We start from the raw sequence: 24430 nt of genomic DNA, 5'->3' as shown, positions 1-24430 counted from the left end.
GTTTTCACACAGCCAGGGTCATTCGCGACCGGGTCGAGCCGGCAGCAAGTCCGACCAATGTCCGTTCTGCCGCTGGAAGCGGAAGCTCGTAGGATGGGTAGAGCGAAGAGCTCAACCCATCCTACGGGCCTGGTCGGGCCGATCCAGGGCGAGGCCGGTGTCATCGGCCCACCAGTCGGCTATTTCACCAAGCTACGGGAGCCCTGCACCGTCAACGAGCGGACGTCCACGGTTGTGCCAAAGAACATTCCTGAGAGCCTCATGTTGAGAATGCTCTCTCCGGCAATTTCACACGAACGGCAGGAAGATATCGGGCCGCTTGGGTAGAAGCCGCCGAAAATAGCGCCGTCCTTCTTCCGAAACGGTATTGCTGCCGACAAGGAAATCGTCGGGCATATGGCGTGTTTTGCCAGCCACGCGATCGAGCGGCACGAGCAGGGGTTCGATACGCTCACCGTCATAATGCAGCACCACCGAGCCGCTGCCGGTTAAGGCGCTTTGCGTGGCAAATGCGCCAGCGTCGAAAGCCTCCTTGCGGTCGGTTTCGTCGATCACGCCGATATATCCGCGTGGCAGATAGCCCAGCGTGTCGACACGCGCCCTTGCCTTGGGAAAACGCGATTTCAGCGCCTTTTGGATCTCGATGCCGAGATCACCGCCCGTCAATTGCAGATTGCCATGGGCGTCGCGCTCGACGGCCGCGCCCGCCAGCACCTCGGCGAGAGGCCGGCCGGCTTCGTCCTGCACTCCCTCGGACATCGAGACGATACAGCGGCCCAGCCGCGTGTAAACCGCGTCGACGTCGTCGAGGAACTGAACCACCGAGAACGGCTTTTCCGGCGTGTAGATCAGATGCGGAGCATCGTCGGGCGATTGCTGCCAGCCTGCGGCCGCGGCGGAGAGGAAACCGGCATGGCGGCCCATGACGATGGCTACATAGATGCCGGGCATGGCGCGAAAATCGAGATCTATGCTGACAAGGGCATTGGCGACGAAGGCGGCTGCCGAGATGAAGCCGGGGACGTGATCGTTCTCCATCAGGTCGTTATCGATGGTCTTGGGGGCATGCACGAAATGGCAGTCGCCACTTGACTGCTGCCGCAGCAGTTCGAGCGTTCCGGCGGTGTCGTTGCCGCCAATATAGACGAAGGCGCGGGCGCCTAGCCGGTCCAGAGCCGCGAGGATATCAGAGCATGCGCCAGCATCTGGTTTGTCGCGTGTCGATCCGAGAGCCGAATTGGGCGTGTTGCCGAGGCGGCGGAGTTCGGCCTCGGGCATGGTGGTTAGGTCGACGACGTTCCCCTGCGTGAGGCCTCGCACACCATAGCGCGCGCCCAGAATGCGCACGGACGGATCATGCCTGCGCGCGGCAAGGATGGCGCCACACAAGGTCTGGTTGATCACGGCGGTGGGGCCGCCGCCCTGGGCGATGACGATTGATGGCATGGATCCTCTATGACTTGTTTCTGGCTATGCCGCCCGCGGACTGTGAGAGACGATTGAAGCGAAGATTGGCCCATGCTGCAACGGGAGGCCTGCCCTGCAGTATCGTATCGCGACGCGGAAAAGCTACAGGCCTCAGCATCATTAATAGCTTGGCGTCCTACAGGGCCGAGGTTTGCCCCCAAGCAATTCGAAACGGATGTAGGAGACAATCAACCCTGGACGAGTCTTTTGTCACGCTGAACAGCGAGCAGAAGGTGCGCTTCAACGCGCCGCAAGGCTCGCAAGCCTATGAGGACGCCGCTCGCGGAACCTACACCACCGTCCGGTGCCGTTCGATGCAGGTGCGCAGCACCTCGCCGATCGGCTTGCTCCACCAATCGTTGGAGAAGATCTCGATCTCGGAATAGCCGGCATAGCGCTGCGCCTCGACGGCAGCGCGCGCTGGTCGAGGAAGGTATGATCGAGAACCCGGCCACGCAGAGCGCACGCCGGCCGCAGCCAACGGCATGCCTGCAATACCACCCTCGCCAAAGGTCACGATTTCCCTTCCGAAACGGGATGCAGGCGCGAGGTTGCGATGATCGCGAGGATTGCCAGCAGGCTTCCGGCAATTACGTCGACAATGTAGTGGCCACCAACCGGAACAGCCGATACCAGCATCAGAATGTTCAGCAGGAGCATCGGCCACCGCAACAGTGGCACCGCAAACCAGCGCCACCCCATCAGAACCGCCGCGGCAGCATGAAAGCTCGGAAACGTGATGATGCCGTCGAGCTTTGAAAGGTCAAGAACATTCAAACTGCCGTCCCGAACGGCCTGGAAGGGCGGCGCGAACAACCATGCGCCGAAAACGCGAACTTCGGGAACATCCTTGGGATCCAGCTGATAGTGAAGATAACCGCCCAGAGCAGGCGCGAGTGGAAAAATGAGAACCGTAGCGGCCAACCTAATCGTCCAGACGAGAGCGAATTGCATTCCTTCATCGTGCTGGCCGAGCAGAAAGAGTAGCGGCAACAGCAAGGGATATTGAGCGTGGAGACTGACATAGGCAGCGTTGAGAACAATCATCAACACTTGTTGTTTCATCATGAAGTTGACGAAGCTTCGCCAATCGATCCCGATCGCCTGATCCAGTGAGATAAGGGCTGTATCGCGCAGAGGCAGGTTTGTGCTCGCAAGGACATAGCTAAGGGCTGTCAGGAGAATGGTCACGAAGGTCATTAGGGCTGTCGCCCTGAGCCATGCGGACAGCCTCGGCCAGCCGTGCTTTTCGATCACAACACCGCCAACGAGCAAAATTACATTTGCGGCGACCGTCAGGAGCCCGCTTCCAAGCGCGATCCTGAAGTTGAGGAGATGGCAGGCGAAGAGCAGACCAGCCAGACTTCCGCCTATGATGAGCCAGATTGCGCGCTCACCGCGCCCTGAGGGGCGCAACATAAGGTCCTGATCGCAACGCGACGCTAGATCGCGGTCCTCAGTTGCGAGGTCCGAAGAGGGCATTTCAACATTCCGCAACACAATCTTACATTGTGTCTAAGTATGCTGGTACCTCTTAAAAGATTCACAACAATAGGTTGTCCATCGACTTATCAGCACGCAACTTGAAAGTGGTTAATAGTTCGCTGAGACGACGTTCTTGAAGACCACGCTCGCGGGAGCTACACCACCGTCTTGTGCCGCTCGATGCAGGTGCGCAGCACCTCGTCCATCGGCCTGCCCCACCAGTCATTCGAGAAAATTTCGATCTCCGAATAGCCGGCAAAACCTTGCGCCTCGACGGCAGCGCGCGCGGATTTGATATCGATGACGCCGTCGCCCATCATGCCGCGGTCGTTGAGGATGTCCCTGGTCGGCACCAGCCAGTCGCAGACATGGAACGCGAGCAGGCGATCCTTGCCGGCCCGTGCGATCTGATCCATCAGCTCCGGGTCCCACCAGATGTGATAGACGTCGAGCGCGACACCGAGCATCCCGCTGCGGGCTGGGTCGAGACGATCACAGATGTCGAGCGCCTGCTTTGTGGTGTTCACGCAAGCGCGGTCCGCCGCGTAAGCGGGATGCAGCGGCTCGATCGCCAGCGGCAGTTCCGCCTGCTTGGCGTAGTCGAGCATGTCGGCGAGGGCTTCCTCGATCTGCCCGCGCGCCGCCACGATATCCTTCGACGCTTCGCTGCCAGGCCGCGAATATTGCGGCAGGCCACCGACGACGAGCACGACGCAGGGCGCCCCCAGCGCCTTGGCTTCATCGACGCAGCGGCGGTTGTCGTCACGCACTTCGCCTCGGCGTGATGCATCCGACGTGAACATGCCGCCACGGCAATAGCCTGAGAGCTCGAGCCCGGCATCACGTACCGCCCGCACTGCACGATCGAGACCGACGGCGGCGACCTGATCGCGCCAGGGATCGATGGCACGGATGCCGTGCCTGGCGCAAGCGTCGATGATCTGAAGGAGATCACCCTGCTTGCGGACAGTTGCCGTGTTCAGCGACAGCCAGCTGTGGTCGGACGAAAAATCGCGCATCAGTCTTCCAGTCCGTGCGAGGCCAGCACGGTCTTCATCCGCCGCGTTGCCAGTTCAGGATTGGCGAGCAGACCGGCTTGATCGGCGAGCCGGAACAGCTCGGCCAGATGCAGCGTCGAGCGCGTGCTCTCCTGCCCCCCGACCATGGTGAAATGATCCTGGTGGCCGTTGAGATACGCCATGAAGACGACGCCGGTCTTGTAGAAGCGCGTCGGCGCCTTGAAGATGTGACGCGACAGCGGGACGGTCGGCCCCAGCACATCGTGGAAGCCGGCCTCGTCGCCGGCAGCCAGCCGCGACAGTGCGTAGGACGCTGCCGGCGCGATCGCATCGAAGATGCCGAGCAGCGCGTGCGAAAAGCCCTGTTCGTCGCCGGCAATCAGCTCCGCGTAATTGAAATCATCGCCGGTGTACATCTTGATGCGCTTGTCGAGGCGACGGCGCATGTCGATCTCGCGCTGCTTGTCGAGCAGCGAGACCTTGACGCCATCGACCTTGGCGGCGTTGTTGTTGATGATGGCCACCGCAATGTCCATCGCCTTGTCGAGATCCCTGGTGCCCCAGTATCCCGTCAGGGCAGGATCGAACATGTCGCCGAGCCAGTGGATGATCACGGGCTCACGGACCTGCGACAGCACGCGGTTGTAGACCTTCGCGTAGTCGTCAGCGCCGCGACCGATTTTTGCCAGCGCGCGCGACGCCATCAGGATGATGCGGCCGCCGACCTTCTCGACCGCAGAGAGCTGCTCCTCATAGGCGCGGATCACATCGTCGATGGTCTTGGCGTCGTCCACGGCGAGATGGTCCGTGCCGGCGCCGGAGAACACCAGCGCATTGCGCCGCTTGGCAGCCGCCACCGAACGCGTGATCAGCTCCAGCGAGGTCGGCCAGTCTAGCCCCATGCCGCGCTGCGCGGTGTCCATGGCCTCCGCAACGCCGAGGCCGAGGTCCCAGACGTGCTCGCGGAAGGCAAGGGTCTTGTCCCAGTCGACGGCGGCCGAGAGCCAGGGGTCGTTGTCCGCAAAGGGATCGACGACAGTATGCACGGCCGAGAACGCGATGCGGTTCAGCGGTCCCTCGAGCTTTGCGGGGAACGTTCGCGAGGCCGCGAGCCGGTAGGTCTCGATCGAGCGATCGGCTTTCGGCAGCTTGAGCGACAAGGACGACATTGAAGGAATAGGATTGGGCTGGACGGGCCTGTTCATGTCTCCCTCCCTCAGGCCTTGATCGGGGCGACGTCGATCCAGCGCCGCTCCTTCCAGCTCTTCAGCGCACATTCGGCGAGCTGCACGCCCTTGACGCCTTCGAGCAGCGTGAACTTGTAGGGCGCATCCTCGTAGACGTGGCGGATGAACATCTCCCACTGCTCCTTGAAGCCGTTGTCGTAGGTGACGTTGTCCGGCAGCTTTTGCCAGTCGCCGTAGAAATCATGCAACCGCTTCTCGTCGGGATTCCACACCGGCCGCGGCGTTGCCTGCCGCGCCTGGATCATGCAGTCGGAGAGGCCTGCGACCGCCGAGCCGTGGGTGCCGTCGACCTGGAAGGTGACGAGGTCGTCGCGATAGACACGCGTGACCCAGGACATGTTGATGTGGGCGATGACGCCGCCCTCGAGCTGGAAGGTCGCGTAAGCCGAGTCATCCGCGGTCGCCTTGTACTTCTTGCCTTGCTCGTCAAAACGCTCGGGAATGTCGGTGTTGCCGATGCAGACCACGCTCTGGACATTACCGAAGAGGTTGTCGAGCACGTAACGCCAGTGACAGACCATGTCCAGAATGATGCCGCCGCCGTCCTCGTCGCGATAGTTCCAGGACGGCCGCTGTGCTTCCTGCCAGCCGCCTTCGAACACCCAATAGCCGAACTCGCCGCGGACCGAGAGAATGCGACCGAAGAAGCCGGAGTCGCGCAGGAAGGCGATCTTCTTCAGGCCGGGCAAAAACAGCTTGTCCTGCACGGTGCCGTGCTTGACGCCCTTGGCATTGGCGAGCTTCACGACTTCAAGCGCTTCTCCAAAGTTCGTCGCGATCGGCTTCTCGCAATAGACGTGCTTGCCGGCATTGATGGCCTGGGTCAGCAGACCCGGCCGCGCCTGCGTCGTCGCGGCATCGAAGAACATGGTGTCGTTCTTGTCGGCGAGCGCGGCATCGAGATCGGTGGTCCAGCGCGTGATGTTGAAGCGCTTGGCAAGCCCCTCCACCTTCTCGGCGCTGCGGCCGACCAGGATCGGATCCGGCATGATGCGGTCACCGTTCTTCAGGCGAACGCCGCCCTGGTCGCGGATCGCAACGATCGAGCGGATCAGATGCTGGTTGAGCCCCATGCGGCCGGTGACGCCGTTCATGATAAGGCCGAGGCGTTGGGTGGTCATGCCGATTGCTCCCAGAGTGATGTTGGCTGTTCGAGTGGGCGGAGTGCCGACCAGTCCGGATGGACCGACGTCGCAAAGCCCGCCACGTTGAGCGATCCCGTCAGGAGACCGCCGTCGTGAATCGAGAGACGGATGCCCTGCCCGGCATCGGCGTAGAGATCGGGATGCGCGGCCGCAAAGGCCTTCGCTTCAACGACGGGCGTGTCGCCAAAACCGTCGACATAGTGATGGCCGTTGCGCTCGGCATGTTCGAGGCACAGCAGCGCGCCGAGTGCCAAATCCTGTTGCAGAGCGAGACCGGGCTGGCAGGTCAGATCTTCACCCGTGATGAAACACTCCGCTCCCTCTTCGTCCAGTTTGGCGATGCGGGTGAAGTTCACGATCGACTTGTAGATACCTTTGCAGGATTTCGACGAGATGCCGCTGTAACCAAGCTTGTGGGCGGCCGGCCAGGCGTCATATGAATCGTCCGCCTCGTCGATGATGAAACCGCGACGACGCAGAGTGTCACCGAGCGGCGATTGACGCGTGACGTCGCGCGGCATGGGCTGTTCGATATAGATCAGCTTGCGAAAGATCGGCTTTAGCGCGTCGTCGCGCTCCAACAGGTTGACCAGCGCCGCAAGCGCCGTCAGGTCCGCGTACTGTTCATTGCCATCAAGCGTCACCTTGTAATCATAAGGCAGCGTCGCCAGCTCCCGGCCGATACGGGTTAGCCGAGCGGCATCGACATCGGGATCCCCGCCGAGCTTCAGCTTGAAATAGCGTGCACCAGCGTTTTCCTTCGGATCGGCTACGCCGCCGTTGCCCTCGACCTTGTCGTCGAGGCCGACGGTATGGCGGATCGCTACGCGTTCCGATCGGTGCTGATTGGCAAGGACAAGAAATCGCGTGATATCGCCGTCGTTCAAATCAGGCGAGAGACGCGCATCGATGCCGGCGATATTCCCGGCCATCCCGTCGAAAAAATTGGTCTCGACGCCACGCAGCAGCGCATCGAGGATCGCCTTGTCGATCTCTGCTGGACCATAGGCCGCGGCCAGCGCTGGAATGTTCTTTTTCGCGCACGTCGCGATCTGGGCCCCGATGCAGGAGGCATGCAGATCGAACGCTGTCTGGAATCCAGTCCGCGCCAGATAAAGCCCACGTGCGATCTCCAGGGAACGCCGCAGTCCATCAACCGTCTGCGCCGGCGACAGCTCCGATCGCTTGTCGAACCATTTCGGCACCAGCAGTTCGGCGCTGGCGCCAACGGCGGTTCCCTTGCCCTCGACCTCGATCTCGACCCGCACGAACAGCTGCGGCGTCGCATTGATGGTAACAGCGCCAAAGCGGAACGGCCGCGCGAAATGCACGGGACGTTCGAAGAAGGCGATGTCTCGCAGCTTCAGGCGCGGCGCCATGGTCTAGTCCAGCGTACCTTGCGAGAAGAAATGCTTGCGGATTCGTTGTACAAGCTCGGTGAAAACAGGATCGGCCATCACGTCGAGCGAACGCGGGCGCGGCATCGGCACGTCGTAGATCGCTGCGACCGCGCCGGGCCGCTCGGTCATGACCAGCACGCGGTCGGCGAGGAACACAGCCTCCGGAATCGAATGCGTGATCAACAGCACCGTCTTCCTGGTCTCGCGCTGGATCCGCATCAGCTCGACATTCATGCGCTCGCGTGTCAGCGCATCGAGTGCGCCGAACGGCTCGTCCATCAGCATGATCTTGGGATCGTGCACCAGCGCACGGCAGATCGACGCGCGCTGCTGCATCCCGCCGGAGAGCTGCCAGGGCAGCTTCTTCTCGAACCCTTCGAGCCCGACCAGTTTGAGCAACGCCTTGGCGCGCACGAGATATTCGTCCCGCGGCAGCCGCTTCATGTCGATCGGCAGCATCACGTTGGACAGGATGTTGCGCCAGGGCAGCAGCAGCGCGTTCTGGAAGACGATGCCGACATTGCCATGTGGCTTCGTCACCTTCTCGCCCTCGACCAGAACTTCGCCTGATGTCGGCGGCAGCAACCCCGAGATCAGCTTGAGCAGCGTGGACTTGCCGCAGCCGCTGGGGCCGACCACGACGAAGAACTCGCCGTCATTGATGTGGAAGTCGAGCGGCCGCAGCGACGGCACGTCGCCGTCACGCGTCCGGTACGTCTTGGACACGCCGGACAGCGTGATGCCCGACGTATCGCCGGCAGCCCGGTCGCTCACCAGTCTCAGATGCGCGGCCGGCTGCACGGCTTCACTCACGATCGTCGCTGGTTTCACGTGCCACTCTTCGGAAGGTAATCGTTGGTGTAGAAGGCCTTCGGGTTCTCCTTGGCCTTGGCGTCGAGCCCGCCATATTCGACCATCAGGTTGACGCTATCCGTCATGTTCTGATCGGTGACCTGGAACGGCCGCTTGCCCTTGGTCTCGACGGTCCGGTACAGCGGAATGGTCAGCTCAAAGCCCTGCGTCAGCGTGTCGATCTTGCCGCCCTTCGGGTTGGCATCGAGGATCGACTGCGCGGCGGCCTTCGGCTCCTTCTCGGCGGCTTCGACCGCCTTGGTCGTCGCCGACATGAAGCGGCGAACGAGATCGGCATTGGCCTTCACATAGTCGGAGTTGGCGATGATGCCGGAGGAGACCATGTTGATGCCGTAGTCGGCGAACTTGATCGGATAGACGTCCTTGCCGGTGGCGTCCTTGATCTTCATCGACTGGTCCATGACGTAGCCGAGCAGCAGATCAGCCTGGCCGTTGATGACGGCGTTGAGCTTGGTCTGGCCATCACCGGCGACCGTCGTGAAGTCACTCTCCTTCAGGCCGGTCTTCTTCAGGAACAGCGGCCAGATCTGGGTCATGGAATCGGCCGGCGTGATCGCCACCGTCTTGCCCTTGATGTCTTCCGGCTTCCTGATGTTCTTGTCGACGAAGCCCATCGCGGACATCGGGCTGGTCTGCAGCAGCACGCCGGTCGCGATCACAGGCGCGCCCTTGATCGCGGCGCGCATCATGGTGGGAACGTCGACATAGCCGAAATCGGCGGTCTTGGCAGCCACGGCTTGCGTGGTCGCAGCCGAACCGCGGCCTTCCTGGATCTCGAGGTCGATGCCCTCGGCAGCGTAAATGCCCTTGGCCTTGCCGTAATAGAACGGCGCGTGCTCGCCATAGACGTACCAGTTGAGCATCAGCACGACCTTGTCGGCCGCCCGCGCCGGCGACACTGCAAACGCCATCAGCGCCACAGATGCAGCCCCAATCCATCGCTTCATCGTCACTCTCCCTTCGTTATGTTTCGGCCGTTGGTGGCCGTTGCTTAAGTTAAGAGGCGAAAATCACGTCTTCGCGCTGGCTGACATGCCAGGGAATGACCAGCTTCTCGATCCGGTCGACGATCCAGAACAGGATGACGCCGAGCAGCGCGAGGATCACGAGGGCCGCGAACATCGTCGGCAGGTCGAAGGTGCCGATCGAGCGCTGCATCACGTATCCGATGCCGGAGTTGGAGCCGACGAACTCACCGACGACCGCGCCGACCACGGCGAGCGTCACCGAGACTTTCAGGCCGGAGAAGATCGCCGGCAGCGCATGCGGCAGGTTCACCGCGCAAAACACCTGAAAGCGGCTGCCCTGCATGGCGCGGGCGAGATCGACCATGTCAGGGTCGACCGACTTGAAGCCCTGCACCGCCGAGACCACGACGGGGAAGAAGCCGAGCAGGAACGCCGAGATCACCTTCGGGATAATGCCGAAGCCGAACCAGACCACGAACAAAGGCGCGATGGCGATCTTCGGCACGGATTGGGAGAATACCAAGAGCGGATAGACGTAGCTCTCCACCGTCTTCGAGCCCGCGATCAGCATGGCAACGGGGATACCGAATAGCGCCGAGAGCATGAAGCCGCAAACGGTCGCATAGGTGGTCGGCCAGGACTGCCGCAGCAGCTCCGGCCAGTCGGTCCACAGCACCGCAACGACATCAGCGGGTGACGGGATTTGGTAGGCGGGAATCCTAAACAGCCGGATCGCGAGATCCCAAGCCACGACGATGAAAACCAAGAATACAAACGGCCTGATCCAGGCCGCATTCAGCATCTTGGACACCGCACCTTGCGGCTTCAGCTCAGCCACGCCTCACTCCCGGCATTCTTTTTCGTTCGGGGAGAAATTAACCCGTTGGATAAATACTGTCCAGAGGTTTCCCCGTGACGTTTTGTGCCGGTTTTGGGGCGCGAAAGGTGCGTGAAGGGGTGGACCGTCTCGCCACCCTTGGTGTCATTCCCCGCGAAAGTGGGGAATCCAGTACGCCGCCGCTTCTCCGTATCCCACCAGCGTCTCTGGAATACTGGATTGCCCGCCTTCGCGGGCAACGACGGCGGAGATTGTGGAAACGGCGGGCGCTACATCCACCAATGCGCGCACTACGGCCTACACCGTCTGCGCCACCGCAGCGCGCGACTTCGGCGCCTTGGCGATCTCGAACAGCGCAGCGGACTGTCCCGTCAACGCGGCCAGCACGAGGCCGACCATGTGGGCAAGCCGCTCGTCCTTGGCGTCCTTGGCGAGCAGGTCGCGGCCGAAGATCACGCTCAGTGTCGCCGAGTTCGAGAGGTAGAAGAAGCAGAGGCCCGCGATCGAGATGTAGAGCTGCACCGGATCGACCGCGACCTGGAAATCGCCGCTCTCGACGCCGCGCCGCACCACGGTGCGGATCATCTCGACGAAGGGCGAGTGCATCGACTTGACCTTGGTCGAGCGCTTCAAATGCTTGGCGCGCGCAAGGTTCTCGGTCTGGAGCAGCGACAGGAACTCGGGATTGCGCAGGAAGTAGCCCCAGGTGAACTCGATCAGCCGCTTGATGGCCTCGGGCGGATCGAGATGTTCGAGATCGAGCCCCCGCTCCTCGCTGCGGATCTTGTCATAGGCGCCTTCCAGCACCGCGAGATAGAGGTCGTCCTTGTTGCCGACGTGATAGTACAGCATGCGCTTGTTGGCGCCGGCCTTAACTGCGATGCGGTCGACGCGCGCGCCGGCGAGCCCATGAGCGGAAAACTCCTGCTTGGCCGCCTCGAGAATGCGCAGCCGCATCCCCTCGGGATCGCGCTGCCATTTCGGAGTTCGCTTTGCCGTTGCCTTCGCCAAACCGGGTGCTCGCTGGGTGCTTACGGTATGCCATGTACCACGCCCCCGCCGTCATTGCGAGGAGCCCTTGCGACGAAGCAATCCAGACGGTCACCGCGGCGGGATTCTGGATTGCTTCGCTTCGCTCGCAAATGACGCGTGGAGAGAACGGAGCCTATTCCACCGGCTTCGGCGAACGCTCCAGCAGCACGGTCTGGATCCCACAGGTGCCGTTCCGCACGGTCATGATGCGCGTGCCCGGCTTGCGGCCGTTGCGGACTTCGGTGACGTCGAGACCAGCGGCGAGCAGGCGGGCGCGGGTGGCGTCGATGTCGGCGACGCGCCAGCTCAGGCCCCAGAGCCGGTCGTGCAGGGAATCCCCGCCCGCCACGGGTCGGCGGACCACTTCGACGATGAGATCGCCGCAGCGGAAGAACATCAGCTGCCCCCAATCGTGATGCGAGCGGTCGAGCGCCAGATCGAGCCCGAGCCGGGCGCCATAGAGCGCGGCGGCGCGATCGGAATCCTCGGTGGTGATCACGATGTGGTCGAGCCCGTCGATCGGCGCGACATCGATCGCAACCGACTTCGGACGCTCCTCGGCCAGCTCGAGGAAGAACATGCGCACGCCGCGCGTGAGCTCGGTCGCGGCCCGCGTGCGCTTCCAGTGCAGGGCCGCGCCGGTCGCGGCGTCACTGCTCTCGACCTCGGCAACGGGATCCGGCTTCAGCGCCACCCGGTCCAGCCGCCGGTGCATCTTGCTCATGTCTGCGACGCGAAAGCACAGGCTGGCGAGCACCCCCTCCTGGTCGTCGAGCAGCGCGCGCATGCGGTCCGCGGTGGCGGTGAAGCCGCTCGGCGCCATCAATTCGAGGGTCAAGTTGTCGAGGGTGAACAGCACGCGATCGGCGCCCTCGCCGGAATTCTGCCAGGCCGGCGCGCGGCCTAGGAGCGTCTGATAGGCCGCCTTGGCCGCACCGATATCCCTGACCAGAGCAACGATGTGATCGAGGCCGGTGATCATATTCCCCCCTCTTTATGGACCAGGAACAACCGGCCGAAAAACGGCATTTGTCCGGGCTTGGCATGGGCCTGACATGGTCGTATTCCGGCCCCATGCCGGCCTCAAGCGCCTCGGGGTTGTTTTGCGAATAATTTCAGCGTCCCGGACACGGAACCGGTGTTAGAGTAAACCCGCCGGCCGGGACCACCAAAGCGCATCACGGACAAGCAATGCAGGCTCTCTTTATCGGACAGACCTATATCGACGTCGTCTTCATCACCGACCACATGCCGACCGGCGACGAAAAGCACGTGGCAACCGACTACGCGGTCTCTTTCGGCGGCAACGCGGTCACGGCGGCGTTCTGCTGCGCCAAGCTCGGCATCGTGCCCGATCTCGTCGCCACCGCTGCGAACGACTGGCTCGGCCGCATGTTCATGGACATGTGCGCGAAATACGCGATCTCGTTGCACGGGCGGAAGGTGAACCAGTCCTCGCTCTCCTTCATCATGCCGAAGGACGGCAAGCGCGCCATCGTCCGCTGCCGCGACGACGAGCACATCCATCCGTTCCCGATCCTCAATCTCGGCGGCTGCCGCGCGCTGCATATCGACGGGCATCAGCCCGATGCCGCGATCCACTACGCAAAGGTCTGCCGCGAGGCCGGCATTTTGACCTCGCTCGACGGCGGCGGCCTGCGCACCAACACGCATGAACTGCTTGAATACATCGACGTCGCGATCGTCGCCGAGCGCCTCTGCGAACAGATGGATCTCACGCCGGAAAAGATGCTCGACTACCTCAAGGGCCGCGGCTGCAAGATCGGCGGCATCACCATGGGTGAGAAGGGCCTGCTCTGGTACAACGAAACCGGTGCGGTCGAGACCATGCCGGCGATGCCGATCCCGCGCGAGCGCGTGATCGACACCAACGGCGCCGGCGACGTCTTCCACGGCGCCTATGTCTATTCCTATCTGGCCCATCCCGGCAAAAGCTGGCGCGAGCATTTTGATTTTGCCCGCGCCGCCTCGACCTTCAAGATCCAGCGCCTCGGCAACGAGGCGGGACTTCCGACCCTTGTGGACATCGCCAAAGTCAGGCACGAGTTCGAAGTCCGAGTTTAGACTTCGAAGAGGTTTGTCATGGGGCGTGTCTTCGTCGCCGGCAGCATCAACATGGATGTGGTGGCGACCGCCGATCGCCATCCCAGGGTCGGCGAGACCGTCGCCGGAAAGCAGGTGCTGTATTTTCCGGGCGGCAAGGGTGCGAACCAGGCCGTGGCCGCGTCACGGCTCGGCGCGAAGACCACGCTGATCGGGCGGCTGGGCACGGATTCGTTCGGGGCTGAACTGAGGACGTTCCTTAACGCGCAGGGCATCGATCCCGGCTCGATCAAGGAGACGCCCGAGACACACACCGGCACCGCGATCATCACGGTCGCGGCCTCCGACAACACCATCGTCGTCATTCCCGGCAGCAACGCACTGGTCAGCGCGGATGACGTCGCGGATGCGCCGCTGGCGAAGGGCGATGTCGCCGTCAGCCAATTCGAGATTCCGCTGCCGACCATTGCCGCGTTCTTCCAGCGCGCGCACACGGCCGGCGCCACCACAGTGCTCAATCCTGCCCCGGCGCAAAAGATGTCGCCCGAGCTTCTCGCGCTGGTCGATATCCTGGTGCTGAACGAGACGGAGCTCGGCTTCCTCGCAGGCACCGAGCTCACCGACGACGACGAGACCGCAAAGATCATCGCGGTCGCGCGAAAACTTCAGGCGCGCGAGGACCAGACGATTTGCGTCACGCTCGGCAAGCGCGGCGTGCTCGCGCTCGCTTCCAGCGAGGAATTTTCCGTACCCGGCCGCGTGGTGAAGGCGATCGACACCACCGGCGCCGGCGATTGCTTTGTCGGCGCGCTCGCGTCGCAGCTCGCTGATGGCGTGCCGCTGCGCGCCGCCCTCGCCTTCGCCAACGCCGCCGCCTCGATCAGCGTGCAGCGCATGGGGGCCGGGCCGTCGATGCCGACGGCCGCGGAAGTGGCAGCGATTCTGTAGGGCGGAGCGCTGTCTTCACCTCGCCCCGCTTGCGGGGAGAGGTCGGATTGCATCGCAGATGCAATCCGGGTGAGGGGGTACAGGTCTCACGACAGTCTCATACGCGGTGAGAGCCCCTCACCCCTACCCTCTCCCCGTAAGAACGGGGAGAGGGAGAGAGACTCAAGCCAGCGCGCTCTTCAGGTCAAAGCTCTCATCCGCGGCCTGCTCCGGCGTGATCGAGCGGTTCATGGCCTGCAACCTTCGGCCGAACATGTGATCGCCGGCGCGGTTGATCGATTCGATGCCGAGCAGCTTGTCGCCGTGGTAGCAGAACACGGAAAACGCCTTTTTCGCGGGATCGCCGCGCAGCACGACGCGGTCGTAGCCGGTGGTGAGACCTGCGATCTGGAGCTTGTCGTCGCCCTGGTCGCTCCAGAACCAGGGATGGCCGTCATAGACCTTCTTGTCGCCGGTCAGGCGCGCCGCCAGGCAGCGGGCGTGATCGGTGGCGTTCTGCACCGATTCCAGCCGCAGCGAGCCGCCGAAGCGCGGGCTCGCAAACAGCGCACAATCGCCGATCGCAGAGATATTGGGATCAGCCGTCGAGAGATATTCGTCGACGATGATGCCGGCCGCGACCGGCAGCCCCGCCTCGGCCGCGAGCTCGATATTCGGCAGCACGCCGACACCGACCACGACGAGGTCGGCGGGCAGATGCCGTCCGTCACTCAAGGAGACGCCGGTGACCTTGCCGTTCTCGGCCTCGATCGACGTTGCCTGCACACCAAGGTGAATGCGGATGCCGGCCTCGCGATGCCGCGCCTCAAAATACTCCGAGACCTCCGCCGTCACCGCGCGCGCCATCACCCGCGGCGCAAGCTCGAGCACGTCGACCTCGAGCCCCTTGATCCGCGCGGTCGCGGCGAATTCGAGGCCAATGAAGCCGGCGCCGATGACCACAACGCGCGTCTTCGACGGAATGATCTTTCGCAGCGCCTCGCTCTCGTCGAGGATGCGCAGATATTTCACGTCGGGGAGATTGGCGTTGGGCAGATCGAGCAGCCGGTTGCGCGCGCCGGTTGCCAGCACCAGATGGCCGTAAGGCAGCGTCTCGCCGGATGCGAGCAGAAGCTTGCGCCCCGCGCGGTCGATCGACACGGCACGGCCCGCGATCAGCTCGATGGTCTGATCGTGGTAAAATTTCTCCGGCCGGAACATCAGGCTCTCCGGCCCGGCGGAACCCTTGATGTAGGCCTTTGACAGCGGCGGCCGCTGATAGGGCAGATGCGCCTCGTCATTGATCAGGCGGATGCGATCCGAAAAACCTGCCTGCCGCAGGGATGCCGCGACCTGGTAGCCGCCATGGCCGGCACCGACGATGATCACCGGACCGTCCGTCATTGGACAGCCCATTTCCGCAAGACACGAGCGTCACCCATGTCGTCTCCTCTCTCGCTCATACTGGCTTGGCTAGCCTAGGAGGAGCCGGCGCTCGTGTCCGTCCCTAAACGAAGGCGGCCCCATTTGAGCCGATCATTCCGGCTTGCGCAAGGGGCCGTAGGCGAGGCATTGGCGGCGGGGGATTGTCACCCCTCGCCTTCTGCGATCTAGTTGCAGCAACAGACCTCATGCCGGGGATTCCTCAAATGCCAGCTCCCATCTCCCAACCCGATGACCCCGCGCTGCTGCGGATCGACGGCCCGATTGCGACCATTACGCTCAACCGCCCGACCGCGTTCAACTCGATCAACCTTGCGATCGCGCAGAAGCTCGAGCAGCTCGCGACCTACATCGAGGGCAATGACGCGATCAGAGTCGTGGTCCTCGAAGGCGAAGGCCGCGCCTTCTCGGCCGGCGGCGATCTGCAGACGATTGGCGCTGCGGCTGAAGCCAACACGGTGACGCCGGTGGTCGGCGAGCTGCTCAAGCACTATCATTCCTTCATCGAGATCATCCGGCGCATGCCGAAGATCTCGCTGTCGAGCGTGCATGGCTCGGCCGCCGGCGCCGGCATGGGGCTGGCCTTCGTCACCGACCTCTGCATCGCCGCCGAGGACGCCAAGTTCACGCCCGCCTATGCCAAGATCGGCGTCTCGCCGGATGGCGGATCGACGGTCGGGATCGTCGGCACCGTTGGCTCGCGCCGGGCGCTGCAGATCTTTCTGGCCGAGGACAATTTTACGGCGCAGCAAGCCCTTGAATGGGGCCTAGTCGCCAAGACCGTTCCCGCAACCGAGCTAAAGGCGGCGACGCGGCAGCTGGCCGAACGGCTGGCGCAGAACCCGCCGGCGGCCATCGCCGGCACCAAGTCGCTGGTCTATGCGGCCACCACCACGCCGGTAAAACAGCAGCTCGATGCCGAGGAGCACAAAATCATCATGGCGATGAACACGGAAGATTTTCGTGTTGCCGTGAAGAAGTTCACGAGCAAGAGCAAGTGAGCGCGCCCACGCCGTCACGCTCGTTCTGCGGCCTGCGTCACGGCGCGACCGACTGGAACCGGCAGGGACTCTTTCAAGGCCGGACCGACAATCCGCTGAACGAGGATGGCCTCCGGCAAGCGCACGAGGCCGCGGACCTGTTACGCGGGGCCGGCGTCAGCCGCATCGTCGCGAGCCCGCTGGTGCGCGCGGCGAAAACCGCCGAGATCATCGCGGAAGCAATCTCGGTGCCGCTCACGATCGACGAGGGCATCATCGAGTTCGATTTCGGAAGCTTCGAGGGCCTGCCCGTCCGCGACCTCATGATCAAGCACGGCGTCGCTTCCGCGACGGGACTCGTCTCGATCCTGCCCGCCGACGGCGAGAACTGGGACGCCATGGCCGAACGCTCACTGCGCTGCGTGGCCGGTTGGCTCGACCGCTATCCCGGCGACCATCTGCTGTTCGTCTGCCATGACGCCGTGATGCAGGGCATGGCGAACGCGCTCACCGGCAGCTACTTCAAGAACAGCCACGGCGCACCGTTCCACTACGTCCGCGAGGACGCGCAGTGGCGCGTTGAGCAGATCGTCACTTAGGAAGATCACTTGGGACAGATGTAGCCGGTCCCCGCCGGCGATTTGAAGCAGCCGACCGATTCCGGCAGCACATGCTGCGGCAGCCACAGCACGACGCTCGGGAAATAGATCGCAAACGCGATGGTCGCGAAGAACACGACATAGATCGGCAGCGCCGCGCGTAACGCCTTCGCAAAGCTGACGCCGACGAATTTCGACGCCATCAGCAGCACCAGACCATAAGGCGGCGTGATCAGGCCAAAGGCGAGCGTCGCGATCAGCACCACGCCCATATGGACGCCGTTGATGTCGCCCGCTTCCGTCAGCGTGTTGACCAGCGGCATGAAGATGATGATGGTCGGCACCGGCTCGATGAAGTCGCCGACCACGGTGAACAGCAGCACCATCAGCAGCATGATCAGATGCGGATCGTTGCCCGCAATCGAGGTGATCATGTCGGCGATGTAGCTGGCGCCGCGCAAATAGGCGAGCATCCAGCCGAAGGCGTTGGCGGCACCGATGGTGATCAGCGGCAGCGAGAAGATCAGCCCGGCAAGGCAGAAATCATACGGGATCTTCCGGAAATGCCCGCGGTTGAGCGCGGGGATCACGACCAGGATGATCCAGACCACCGCAACAACGCCGGCTTCCGTCGGCGTGAACCAGCCGGTCAGGATGCCGCCGAGCAGGATGACCGGGATCATCAGCGGCAGCGCGGCGTCGCCGGCGGCGAACACGATCTGCCGCAGCGGCGCGCGCGGCTTGCGCAAGCCGGAGGGGCCGAAGAAATAACAATAGATCATCAGGCCGAAGCCGATCATCAGGCCGGGCACCACGCCCGCCATGAACAGGCCGGCGATCGAGACGTTGCCGACTGCGCCATAGACCACCGCGGTGATGCTCGGTGGCACCAGCGCCGCAATGGTCGACGCGGATGCGATGATGGCGGCGATGAAGGCGGGCTCGTAGCCTTCGCGCTTCATCGGGCCGCCGAGTGCGCGGCTCATCACGGCGACGTCGGCGGTGGTCGAACCCGACATTTCCGAGAAGAACATGCTGAAGACGACGACGACCTGCGACAGCCCGCCCCTGATATGCCCCACCAGCGATACCGAGAGATTTGCTATTCGAACCACCACATTGGCCGAGCTCATGAGCTCGCCGACCAGCAGGAAGAACGGGATCGCCAGCAGCGCCTCGGAATCGACGCCGTCAAAGATCTTCTGGATGATCGCGGCGAGCGAGACGTCGGACAGGACCGCGCCGATGAACACGCCGGCCATCAGCGAAAACGGCACGGGCACGCCGAGATAGCCGAACGACAGGAAGCAGATCGACATCAACGCCAGGACAACGGGTGCGCTCACGGCTGCGCCCTCATTTGCGCCTCGGTCACGACCGGCGCGGCATCCTCGTCCAGCGGCTCCGGATGGTCAAAGCCGTTGCGCAGGCCGTTGACGAGCTGCTCGATGGTGAACAGTCCGATCAGGATGCCGGACACTGGAATAATGGCGTAAAGCGAGGCGATCGGCGTGCCCGACGGCAGGCGGAAGCTGCCGAAGCCGCGCAGATAGTTCTGGTAGCCGTACCAGATCAGGCAGAAGGCGACGCCGAGGACGATGAGGCGGATGATGACTTCGACGATGATCCTGGGGACGCCATGCATCGCCTCGGAGATCGCCGTCAGATAGAGGTGATCGTTGCGACGGGTCGCGACCGCCGTCCCGATGAAGATCGCATAGATGAACAGCGTCGATGTGACTTCCTGGAGCCATAGCCAGGGATGGCCGATGGTGCGGGTAACGATGTCGGCCGTGACCGACAGCGAGAAGCCGAAGCACAGCACACCGCACAGGATCATGAGCGCGAGCTCGAGCCAGTCGAGCCAGCGCCATTTCAGGTGGCGTTGGCGTTGCAACACGAGCTTGTCGGCGATGGCCATCAATGTCCTCGTCGTCCCGGAGCTGCCGCATGCGACAGCTGGGAAGCTGCCGAACTTGCTCGGCCTGCATGGTTCGAGACGCCCGCCTGTGGCGGGCGTCTCGAAGGATGGCCGCAGACGACCTAATTAATCGACCGGATCAGGTTCTTGATCTTCTCGGCGTGCGGGCCGAGCTCCTTGGCGAGCTTGTCGAGATAGGGGTCGGCGATCGCCGTAAAGCTCTTCTTGTCGACGTTATCGACAACCTTCACGCCCATCTTCTTGAGCTTTTCGGCCGCGCTGCGCTCGAGATCGAACGCCTTGGCCGGCTCCTTCGAGCTGATCTCGTTGGCCGCCGTCTGCACCCACTGCTTCTGCTCCGCCGAGAGGCTCTGCCAGAGCTTGTCGGAGATGTACACCAGCGCATTGTTGGCTTCGTGCTCGGTAATGTTCAGCACCGGCGCCACCTCGTAATGCTTGTTGACGAGATAGACGTTGATGCTGTTCTCGGCGACGTCGACGACGCCGGTTTGCAAGCTTGTGTAAACGCTGCCGAACGGCATGTGCACGGTCTGGGCGCCATAGGCCGGGAACATGGCATCCTCGGTCGCGGTCGCCTGCACGCGGATCTTCAGCCCCTTGATGTCGCCGACATTGTGAATCTCCTTCTTGGAGTACATGTGGCGCACGCCCTGCGATCCGGTCGCGATCACATGCAGGCCCTGCGTGGTCTCGTCGATCATGGTCTTGAGCGCCTCGAACACACGGGGATCGGCCAGCCCCTTGATCACGTGGTTCTCGTCGCGGAACAGGAAGTGCAGCGACATCACGCCGGCCTGCGGGGAGATCGTCGCGGTGTTGGCCGAGGAAATGATCGCGAACTCGATATCGCCGGCCTTCACGAGCTGGAGCAGTTGCGGCTCTTGGCCCAGCTGCGCGCCCGGATACTGGTCGATGATCATGGTGCCTTTGCTCAATTCCTTGAGCTTGTCGGCAAAGAGGTCGCCGGCGATCGAGTAGCCGGTGTTGCGGGGCTGGTCATAGGCGAAGCGATAGTGCTTCACCTCCTGGGCCCCGGCGCCCGTGACGAACAGCATGGCGGCCGTAGCCACCAAGCCGCGTAAGAATCCTGGCATGGATCGTACAATCATCGTCTCCCCCTGTTTTTATCGCCCGCCGCTTTTAGCGGTCTGGGCGCTCGTTCGAGTGGTTGTCAGCCCTTTTCAGTCTTTGGTCCAGTCCTCTGCATAAAGTCGAAGTCGCAGCCCTCGTCGGCCTGCAAGATGGTCTTGTCGAAGAGCCAGGCGTAGCCACGCTTGACTTCGTCCGGCGCCGTGGCCGGCTTCAGGGCGGCGCGCCGGCGCTCGAGCTCGGCGGCATCGACCAAGAGCTCGATGCTGCGCTTGGCCACATCGAGGCTGATCTTGTCGCCGTTTTTCACCAGCGCCAGTGGCCCGCCGACAGCCGATTCCGGCGTGATGTGCAGCACGATGGTGCCGAATGCGGTGCCGCTCATGCGCGCATCCGAAATGCGCACCATGTCCTTGGTGCCGCCACGCGCGAGCTTCTTCGGGATCGGCAGATAACCCGCCTCGGGCATACCCGGCGCACCCTTGGGGCCGGCATTGCGCAGCACCAGCACGTCATCGGCGGTGACGTCGAGCTCGGGATCGTCCACCCGCAAGGTCATGTCCTCGACGGATTCGAACACCACCGCGCGCCCCGTGTGCTGCAAGAGCTTGGGGCTCGCCGCCGACTGCTTGATCACAGCACCACGCGGCGCGAGGTTGCCGTGCAGGACGGCAAGGCCGCCTTCCTTCTTGATCGGATTATCGCGCGAGCGGATCGCGTCCTGGCCGGGCACGTCCTCCGCATTCGCGACGACATCGCGCAGTGTCTGGCCCGAGATCGTCTTCGCGTCGAGATCGACGAGATCGCCAAGCTGCGCCAGCAGTTTCGGCACACCACCGGCGTGATGGAAATGCTCCATGTAATGCTCGCCCGACGGCTTGAGATCGACCAGCACCGGCACCTCGCGGCCGATCTGGTCGAACGCTTCGAGATCGAGCCGGTGCGGCGAGCGATGCGCCATCGCGGTCAGATGGATCAGGCCGTTGGTCGAGCCGCCGATCGCCTGCAGCACGACCTGCGCGTTCTTGAAGGAGGCCGGCGTCAGGAACTCGCTCGGCTTCGGGCCCTTGGTCTTGGCCATTTCGGCCGCAACCCGGCCGCTCGCCTCGGCCAGACGGAAACGCTCGGCATGCGGCGCGGGGATCGTCGCACTCATCGGCAGCGACAGGCCCATGGCTTCGATCATGCAGGCCATGGTCGAGGCCGTACCCATCACCATGCAAGTGCCGACCGACGGCGCAAGGCGGCCGTTCACCGCTTCGATTTCGACATCGTCAATCTCGCCGGCGCGATACTTGCCCCAGAGACGGCGGCAATCGGTGCAGGCGCCCAGCACCTCGCCCTTGTGATGGCCGACAACCATCGGGCCGACGGGAATGACCACGGTCGGCAGGTCGGCGCTGATCGCGGCCATCACCTGCGCGGGCAGTGTCTTGTCGCAGCCGCCGATCACGATCACCGAATCCATCGGTTGGGCCCGGATCATCTCCTCGGTGTCCATCGCCATCAGATTGCGCAGATACATCGAGGTCGGATGCGCAAAGCTCTCGGCGATCGAGATGGTCGGAAACACGAACGGCATCGCCCCCGACAGCATCACGCCGCGCTTGGCGGCCTCGATGATCTGCGGGACGTTGCCGTGGCAGGGATTGTAGTCGCTGTAGGTGTTGGTGATGCCGACGATCGGGCGCTCCAGCGCGTCGTCGGAATAGCCCATGGCCTTGATGAACGCCTTGCGCAGGAACAGCGAGAAGCCGGCATCGCCATAGCTCGTCAGACCCTTGCGCAAACCACTCGTCATCATGCCACTCCGTCTCAGTTGCCATTGTGCTACAGCCTGCCCCCCGATTGTCAATAAGATTGGGCCTCATCGGCGCTCTTTCTGGCCTCAGACGCCGCTATCGGACACAAATTATTGACAATCCGGCCTCTGCCTGCTCCACAAGGCGAACCGGCGAGACGCCGGAGGCTGAGGGCATGTCCGACATTCACACCACAGACGCCATGCCGGTCCGGCGCGACGATCCGGACGACGTCGTCGCGCGGCTGGAGGAGGACATCATCTTCGGCCGCCTGCCGCCGGGTGCGCGCCTCACCGAGGATGCGCTGATGTCGCGCTACGGCACCTCCAGACACTTCGTGCGCCAGGCGCTGGTGGACGCCGAACGCCGCGGCATCGTCCGCCGCGAGAAGAATGTCGGCGCCACCGTGCGGTTCTATTCCGCCGAGGAGGTCCGGCAGATCTACGAAGTCAGGGAGATGCTGACGCGGCAGGCCGCGCTGATGATCCCCCTGCCCGCGCCGCAAGGCCTGATCGACGAACTGACCGCCTTGCAACGCGACTATTGCGCGAAGGCCGACATCCGCGACCTGCGCGGCATCCACGAGGCCAACGACGCCTTCCACGTCGCGCTGTTCGCAGCCTGCGGCAATCCCTATCTGGTGCGCTCGCTCCAGGACTACATGAGCCTGACGCTGCCGATGCGCGCCAAGAACCTCGCCGACCGCGACGGCCTCGCGCAGTCGCGCCGCCAGCACGAGCTGATGATCGAGCTGTTGAAGGGCCGCGACAGCTGGGCACTGGCGCAGCTGTGCGTGGATCACATGCAGTTCAGCAAGTCGGATTATCTGGCAAGGATCGCGGGAGAGGAAGCTGAACGGTCGAGCGCTCACTCGTAGCTGAGATCTGCTTCGAGCGGTGATGCAGCTTACTCGATCGGCCATCTGAAGGATTTGACCGGCAATTTTATCGCAGGCCTTTTGCTGCTGAAGGGTTGAGCGCTAGTGGTCGCGAGGTTTCGGACATCGCGACCGCTCCGGCGATAACGCCGCATGTCCGCAATCTTTGGGAACCTATTGTCGGCTTGTTACTTGGTATCTCACCAATCCCCCACCATAGGAGCTGCCATGATTTGCCGTTTTGTCGGAGCCGCCGCTGTTGCCGTCGCCGTCCTGCTTCCCGTAACGACCCAGGCCCAGGGCGTCCCCGGAGGCGTCGAACGCGGTGCGCGGGATGGTGAGCGAGCGGCAGGCCCCGTCGGTGCAGTTGTGGGTGGCGTAGTCGGCGGCGTCGTTGGCGGCGTGGCCGGAGTCCTTGGTGTCGATCAGCGTCCGCGCTTTCACTCCTACGTGGTCGAACAGCGACGCCCCTCATATCAGTATCGCGAGGATGTGAGAGTTGGGGCGGTTCTTCCGGAAGAGGGCGTGACCTATTACGAGGTGCCACCCGAATACGGCGCCCGCGAGTATCGTTATACGGTGGTCAACGGTCGCACGGTCCTGGTCGAACCACGAACACACCGGATCGTTGAGATAGTCGAATAACGACAAGGGCCGTCTCTCGAGACGGCCCTTTCGTTTGTGGAGATCTAAATTCCTCAAGTCCCAGTTCAGTACCGCCGCAACAGGCCGCGATCCACGCTGGCATCACCATAGTCGGCGCAAGCCCCTTTCGGGTCTTTGATCAAATCCGCCAAGACGCGCTTGATCGTCTTGCTGGCCGCCTCGAACACCTCGGGACGAAACTTGCCGGGATCGTAGCTCTCGCCGTCGTGGGCCTTTATCGCCGCAGAAAAGGCGTCGATCATCGCCATCGCCGCATTGGGGCTGCCGAGAAGCCGGGCGCCGAGCCGAACGCCGCCCGCGCCATCGACCTCGTAGCCGATGCATCGCTGTTCGAGCACCGCGGATGCGGTGACGAGCTGGTCGAGAAACGTCGCTTCCGCGTCGCTGAGCGTTGCGGCTTGCGACGGTCCTGACCCGATCGTCGCGAGCATCGCGAAGACAGACAATTTGATTTTCATTGTCGTGGCTCTCGCCGCCGCCCTGAGCTTTGATCAGGGTGACGTTACCGAATTCCGATCACACCGATCGAAAGCCAAACGACTGCAGCAACGTTGATCCAAGTCAATG

General features: G+C 63.1%; 23 protein-coding genes and 1 pseudogene. 6 read left to right on the top strand and 18 right to left on the bottom strand.

Features of this window, described 5'->3' with window-relative positions; genetic code table 11:
• Positions 1 to 288 precede the first annotated feature (288 nt).
• From FXB40_RS23425 to FXB40_RS23365, 12 genes and pseudogenes are all read right to left on the bottom strand, one after another.
• Complete coding sequence (locus tag FXB40_RS23425) at positions 289 to 1446, bottom strand: diphosphate--fructose-6-phosphate 1-phosphotransferase (protein ID WP_148774569.1); 1158 nt, start codon at positions 1444 to 1446, stop codon at positions 289 to 291.
• A gap of 310 nt (positions 1447 to 1756) precedes the next feature.
• Positions 1757 to 1894: pseudogene (locus FXB40_RS23420) on the bottom strand (sugar phosphate isomerase/epimerase); the annotation flags it as partial.
• Positions 1895 to 1980: 86 nt separating this feature from the next.
• Complete coding sequence (locus FXB40_RS23415; RefSeq protein WP_148774568.1) at positions 1981 to 2949, bottom strand: phosphatase PAP2 family protein; 969 nt, start codon at positions 2947 to 2949, stop codon at positions 1981 to 1983.
• A 158-nt stretch (positions 2950 to 3107) separates the two neighbouring features.
• Positions 3108 to 3971, bottom strand: a complete 864-nt coding sequence (locus FXB40_RS23410; RefSeq protein WP_148774567.1) for a sugar phosphate isomerase/epimerase family protein — start codon at positions 3969 to 3971, stop codon at positions 3108 to 3110.
• The gene (locus tag FXB40_RS23405) at positions 3971 to 5176 is read right to left on the bottom strand and encodes a dihydrodipicolinate synthase family protein (RefSeq protein WP_148774566.1); all 1206 of its coding nucleotides are present in this window, start codon (positions 5174 to 5176) and stop codon (positions 3971 to 3973) included. Before FXB40_RS23405 ends, FXB40_RS23410 begins: the two co-directional genes overlap by 1 nt.
• 11 nt (positions 5177 to 5187) lie before the next feature.
• Positions 5188 to 6339, bottom strand: coding sequence for a Gfo/Idh/MocA family protein (locus FXB40_RS23400; RefSeq protein WP_148774565.1), 1152 nt, complete (start codon positions 6337 to 6339; stop codon positions 5188 to 5190).
• Positions 6336 to 7742 (bottom strand): enolase-like domain-containing protein, encoded by a 1407-nt coding sequence (locus FXB40_RS23395; protein ID WP_148774564.1) that lies wholly within the window; start codon positions 7740 to 7742, stop codon positions 6336 to 6338. Before FXB40_RS23395 ends, FXB40_RS23400 begins: the two co-directional genes overlap by 4 nt.
• 3 nt (positions 7743 to 7745) lie before the next feature.
• Complete coding sequence (locus tag FXB40_RS23390) at positions 7746 to 8594, bottom strand: ABC transporter ATP-binding protein (RefSeq protein WP_148774563.1); 849 nt, start codon at positions 8592 to 8594, stop codon at positions 7746 to 7748.
• Positions 8591 to 9583 (bottom strand): ABC transporter substrate-binding protein, encoded by a 993-nt coding sequence (locus tag FXB40_RS23385; RefSeq protein WP_187437082.1) that lies wholly within the window; start codon positions 9581 to 9583, stop codon positions 8591 to 8593. Before FXB40_RS23385 ends, FXB40_RS23390 begins: the two co-directional genes overlap by 4 nt.
• 49 nt (positions 9584 to 9632) lie before the next feature.
• Positions 9633 to 10442 carry an ABC transporter permease gene (locus FXB40_RS23380; RefSeq protein ID WP_148774561.1) on the bottom strand — a complete coding sequence of 270 codons (810 nt, stop codon included), beginning with the start codon at positions 10440 to 10442 and terminating at the stop codon, positions 9633 to 9635.
• A gap of 297 nt (positions 10443 to 10739) precedes the next feature.
• Entirely contained in the window at positions 10740 to 11399 is a 660-nt protein-coding gene (locus FXB40_RS23370; protein ID WP_148774572.1) for a TetR/AcrR family transcriptional regulator, read from the bottom strand.
• A 208-nt stretch (positions 11400 to 11607) separates the two neighbouring features.
• Positions 11608 to 12456: a VOC family protein gene (locus FXB40_RS23365; protein WP_148774560.1), complete on the bottom strand. Its 849-nt coding sequence runs from the start codon at positions 12454 to 12456 to the stop codon at positions 11608 to 11610.
• A gap of 209 nt (positions 12457 to 12665) precedes the next feature.
• Between FXB40_RS23365 and FXB40_RS23360 the strand changes: the two genes are divergently transcribed.
• Positions 12666 to 13559 carry a sugar kinase gene (locus FXB40_RS23360; protein ID WP_148774559.1) on the top strand — a complete coding sequence of 298 codons (894 nt, stop codon included), beginning with the start codon at positions 12666 to 12668 and terminating at the stop codon, positions 13557 to 13559.
• A gap of 18 nt (positions 13560 to 13577) precedes the next feature.
• Positions 13578 to 14486, top strand: coding sequence for a ribokinase (gene rbsK / locus FXB40_RS23355; RefSeq protein ID WP_148774558.1), 909 nt, complete (start codon positions 13578 to 13580; stop codon positions 14484 to 14486).
• A 162-nt stretch (positions 14487 to 14648) separates the two neighbouring features.
• Here the strand turns inward: rbsK and FXB40_RS23350 are convergent, their stop codons facing one another.
• Positions 14649 to 15869, bottom strand: coding sequence for an NAD(P)/FAD-dependent oxidoreductase (locus FXB40_RS23350; protein ID WP_148774557.1), 1221 nt, complete (start codon positions 15867 to 15869; stop codon positions 14649 to 14651).
• A 245-nt stretch (positions 15870 to 16114) separates the two neighbouring features.
• Between FXB40_RS23350 and FXB40_RS23345 the strand changes: the two genes are divergently transcribed.
• Positions 16115 to 16909 (top strand): enoyl-CoA hydratase/isomerase family protein, encoded by a 795-nt coding sequence (locus FXB40_RS23345; protein WP_148774556.1) that lies wholly within the window; start codon positions 16115 to 16117, stop codon positions 16907 to 16909.
• The gene (locus FXB40_RS23340) at positions 16906 to 17487 is read left to right on the top strand and encodes a histidine phosphatase family protein (protein WP_148774555.1); all 582 of its coding nucleotides are present in this window, start codon (positions 16906 to 16908) and stop codon (positions 17485 to 17487) included. The genes FXB40_RS23345 and FXB40_RS23340 overlap by 4 nt, the downstream gene beginning before the upstream one ends.
• A gap of 5 nt (positions 17488 to 17492) precedes the next feature.
• Here FXB40_RS23340 and FXB40_RS23335 read toward each other — a convergent pair whose 3' ends face one another.
• The 4 genes from FXB40_RS23335 to FXB40_RS23320 form a co-directional block, all read right to left on the bottom strand.
• Positions 17493 to 18833, bottom strand: a complete 1341-nt coding sequence (locus FXB40_RS23335) for a TRAP transporter large permease (protein WP_148774554.1) — start codon at positions 18831 to 18833, stop codon at positions 17493 to 17495.
• Complete coding sequence (locus tag FXB40_RS23330) at positions 18830 to 19408, bottom strand: TRAP transporter small permease (protein WP_148774553.1); 579 nt, start codon at positions 19406 to 19408, stop codon at positions 18830 to 18832. The genes FXB40_RS23335 and FXB40_RS23330 overlap by 4 nt, the downstream gene beginning before the upstream one ends.
• Positions 19409 to 19530: 122 nt before the next feature.
• A complete protein-coding gene (locus FXB40_RS23325) occupies positions 19531 to 20538 on the bottom strand; it encodes a TRAP transporter substrate-binding protein (RefSeq protein ID WP_148774552.1) in 1008 nt (335 codons plus the stop codon).
• Between the two features lie 62 nt (positions 20539 to 20600).
• Positions 20601 to 22319, bottom strand: coding sequence for an IlvD/Edd family dehydratase (locus FXB40_RS23320; protein WP_187437081.1), 1719 nt, complete (start codon positions 22317 to 22319; stop codon positions 20601 to 20603).
• Between the two features lie 176 nt (positions 22320 to 22495).
• Here FXB40_RS23320 and FXB40_RS23315 point away from each other — a divergent pair, with 176 nt between their 5' ends.
• Together FXB40_RS23315 and FXB40_RS23310 are read left to right on the top strand one after the other, a co-directional pair.
• A complete protein-coding gene (locus tag FXB40_RS23315; RefSeq protein ID WP_148774550.1) occupies positions 22496 to 23197 on the top strand; it encodes a GntR family transcriptional regulator in 702 nt (233 codons plus the stop codon).
• 228 nt (positions 23198 to 23425) lie between these two features.
• Positions 23426 to 23842, top strand: a complete 417-nt coding sequence (locus tag FXB40_RS23310; RefSeq protein WP_148774549.1) for a DUF1236 domain-containing protein — start codon at positions 23426 to 23428, stop codon at positions 23840 to 23842.
• Positions 23843 to 23907: 65 nt separating this feature from the next.
• On the opposite strand, the gene FXB40_RS23305 is transcribed toward FXB40_RS23310, so the two are convergent.
• A complete protein-coding gene (locus tag FXB40_RS23305) occupies positions 23908 to 24321 on the bottom strand; it encodes a hypothetical protein (protein WP_148774548.1) in 414 nt (137 codons plus the stop codon).
• Positions 24322 to 24430: the final 109 nt, after the last annotated feature.

It is taken from the genome of Bradyrhizobium rifense (assembly GCF_008123425.1).
Lineage (GTDB): Bacteria > Pseudomonadota > Alphaproteobacteria > Rhizobiales > Xanthobacteraceae > Bradyrhizobium > Bradyrhizobium rifense.
This window is presented reverse-complemented; position numbering and strand designations above follow the sequence as displayed.